At 46.2% G+C, this 2970-nt stretch carries 5 protein-coding genes; 2 read left to right on the top strand and 3 right to left on the bottom strand.

Annotation, left to right across the window (positions count from 1 at the left end):
- Positions 1 to 90, bottom strand: a 90-nt coding sequence (locus tag PX481_RS29655; RefSeq protein WP_502888594.1) for an Hfq-like protein, incomplete at its 3' end; no start/stop codon positions are given.
- Positions 91 to 151: 61 nt separating this feature from the next.
- On the opposite strand from PX481_RS29655, the gene dapF reads away from it, so the two are divergent.
- Positions 152 to 997, top strand: a complete 846-nt coding sequence (gene dapF / locus PX481_RS09665) for a diaminopimelate epimerase (protein ID WP_002756688.1) — start codon at positions 152 to 154, stop codon at positions 995 to 997.
- Between the two features lie 58 nt (positions 998 to 1055).
- Here dapF and PX481_RS09660 read toward each other — a convergent pair whose 3' ends face one another.
- Complete coding sequence (locus PX481_RS09660; protein ID WP_002756687.1) at positions 1056 to 1268, bottom strand: CAB/ELIP/HLIP family chlorophyll-binding protein; 213 nt, start codon at positions 1266 to 1268, stop codon at positions 1056 to 1058.
- Positions 1269 to 1539: 271 nt separating this feature from the next.
- Positions 1540 to 1722 (bottom strand): hypothetical protein, encoded by a 183-nt coding sequence (locus PX481_RS09655; protein WP_288094491.1) that lies wholly within the window; start codon positions 1720 to 1722, stop codon positions 1540 to 1542.
- Positions 1723 to 1738: 16 nt separating this feature from the next.
- Here PX481_RS09655 and PX481_RS09650 point away from each other — a divergent pair.
- Positions 1739 to 2939, top strand: a protein-coding gene (locus PX481_RS09650; protein WP_223213110.1) for an ISAzo13 family transposase whose coding sequence is annotated in 2 segments (ribosomal slippage) — positions 1739 to 2740 and positions 2742 to 2939 — 1200 coding nt in all. Because the reading frame shifts where the segments join, the coding sequence is not laid out codon by codon here.
- The last annotated feature ends 31 nt before the right edge of the window (positions 2940 to 2970 follow it).

Raw genomic sequence — 2970 nt, 5'->3', positions numbered from 1 at the left:
GGTGCTTAACTTAATTTCTACTTCCCGTTTCTCTTGAATATAGCTCTGTACTTGTTTAATACTAGGCAGACCGGGATCAAATTGAGACATAATGAGTTTATCGACGAGGTGTTCATCCTCTATTATTCCTGTTGAGCAGCTTTTATTGACCATGAAAATCCCCTTTACCAAATATCAAGGCCTGGGCAATGATTTTATTTTGATAGATAACCGTCACAGTCCCGAACCCCTGATCACAGCGGAAATGGCCGTGGCTATGTGCGATCGACATTTTGGCATCGGTGCCGATGGCGTGATTTTTGCGCTTCCCGGCCAAGCAGCAACCGACTACACCATGAGAATTTTCAACTCTGATGGTTCGGAACCAGAAATGTGTGGTAACGGTATTCGCTGTCTAGCCCAATTTATCGCCCGTTTAGAGGCTAACAACGCCATTGGCCGCACCTATCGCATTCATACTCTAGCAGGAACGATAATTCCCCGTTTAGAAGCCAATGAACAGGTAACGGTCGATATGGGACCGCCGCAACTCCTAGGCAGTGAAATCCCCACCACTTTGGTCAAGGGGTCAGAAAAAGTCCTCGCGGTTCCCCTAGAGGTGGAGGGCAAAGATTGGTTAGTTACTTGCGTTAGTATGGGTAATCCCCACTGTGTCACTTTTGTCGATGATCTGGCCTCTATTCCCCTAGAAACTATCGGGCCAAAATTTGAACATCATCCGGTTTTTCCCCAACGGACTAATGTGGAGTTCGTGGAGGTAATCGCACCGGATTATATGAAGATGCGTGTCTGGGAAAGAGGAGCGGGAATTACTCTCGCTTGCGGTACTGGTGCTTGTGCTGTGGTAGTGGCGGCCCTGTTAACGGCTAAATGCGATCGCCATTGTACCGTGGAACTGCCCGGTGGTTGTCTTCAGATTCACTGGTCCCAAACCGATAACCGGGTTTACATGACAGGTCCTGCTAAAGCTGTTTTTGAGGGCATTTATGGTATCTAAACCACCCCGTCTGGACGGGGACTGAACTCCCCGAACAACGCGACGGGATTGTTAATTCTTAGAGACTGGTAATCCAAGCAATAATTCCTTTACCGGTTAACAATTCAATGGCTAAAAGAGAGACAAAGCCAATCATGGCTAGTCTGCCATTCAATTTTTCAGCGTTTTTGGTAAAACCGAGACTGCTAGAACTATCAACGTACATTTTCGGTTCGACAGCAAAATTATTCAGTCTTCCTTGTTCTTCGGTGGTGTAGCCGCGGGCAGTCATGGGGAGGCTCCTTTTGGATGATTATGTTAAGAAGTGTAACACATTGTTAAGTTATGTTGCAAATTTTAACAAAAAATTTCTGGAGACTCAGAAAACCTCGATCGGGTATTCAGTCAACGGCAAGGTTCTGGGCTGTCAGGGTAGTGCTGTAGTTCTATCTCCTCTGGGTTTATTGAGGAAATTTTGCCTTTTCCTTGACAAATTACCCAAGTTGTGGTAACAAAGAGGTGTATGCTTGGCCACCATAGTCAAGGGAAAAACAAAAACTATCTTAAGGTCGCCAGAGATAAATTGCCACCAAAAGCGAACCCGATGTTAGGGAGTCAACTGACCTTGAGCGAAGATGTGCCGAATGGGTTAAGTGTGGGGAGAATAGGGAAAAACCACTAGGAGAATTACAGAGAATGATTGATCCTATAATAACGGGAAAATCCTCAGAGTGAGGAACTCGCATGAAACCAGCATCCCTGATTCAACTAACCGATAGTCTGAAAGCCCTTTATATCAAAACTGCCCAAAAGCTGAAAGGCAGTGACAGACGACAATTTATGGCAGAAGTGGTGAAAACGTTAGGTATTGGAGGGCAAACCTTTGCCGAACGAGAATTGGGCTGGAATCGGCGAACAATCCGCAAAGGGATGGGGGAATTGACCAGTGGACAAGCACTCGAAGATGGTTATCATCGCAGTGGACGCAAGCGAGTAGAAGAAAAATTACCTAATTTGCTCGAAGACATACGAGCCTTGGTAGAACCCCAGGCACAGACCGATCCTAGTTTCAAAAGCACCCGTTTATACAGCCGGATAAGTGCATCGGAAGTGCGTCGTCAATTGATAGAGCAGAAAGGCTACCATCCGGAGGAATTACCCAGTGAGGAGACAATTCGTTGCCGATTAAACGAGATGGGATATAGATTAAAACGAGTAGTCAAGGCGAAACCGCAAAAGAAAATACCGGAAACGGATGCCATCTTTGAGCAAATCCACTCGGTTAATCAACAGGCCGATGCTGACCCGCAGACCTTACGTATCTCAATGGATGCCAAAGTAGCGGTCAAAGTTGGAGAGTTTGACCGAGGAGGCAAAACGCGAGTGACCACTATTGCCTTAGATCATGATTTTGATGCGAGCACCACCCTCACCCCCTATGGTATTTTCCTCCCCGAATACAATGAACTGTACTTGTTCTTTGTCAGCTCTAAACTGACCGCAGATTGTATTGTGGACTTGCTGGAGCAGTGGTGGGCGATGGTAAAAGACCGCTTTAGCCACATTCACAAATTGGTGATTAACCAAGACAATGGGCCGGAGAACCATTCTCGTCGTACTCAGTTTATGAACCGGATGGTAGCCTTTGCCCAGCAGTCGCAATTGAACATTGAGTTAGCCTACTATCCCCCCTATCACAGCAAGTACAATCCAGTAGAACGTACCTTTGGCTGGCTGGAGCAGCATTGGAAGGGGAGTTTACTCTTGGGGTGTGGAAACGGTGCTTCACTTTGCCGAAACCCTTACCTTCAAAGGAAAAAATCCGGTCGTCAAGCTCATTGAGAAGGTTTACCACACTGGGGTAAAGTTGATTCAGAAGGCAATGGCAGAGTTGGAAAAACAGATTAATCGACTTCCCCATTTGCCAAAGTGGTTTGTGGAAATCCCTTATCAAACCACTTGACTATTGGATCATCTTTTTTATGGAGTTCTCT

Source organism: Microcystis sp. M53603_WE2, from assembly GCF_030065435.1.
This window is presented reverse-complemented; position numbering and strand designations above follow the sequence as displayed.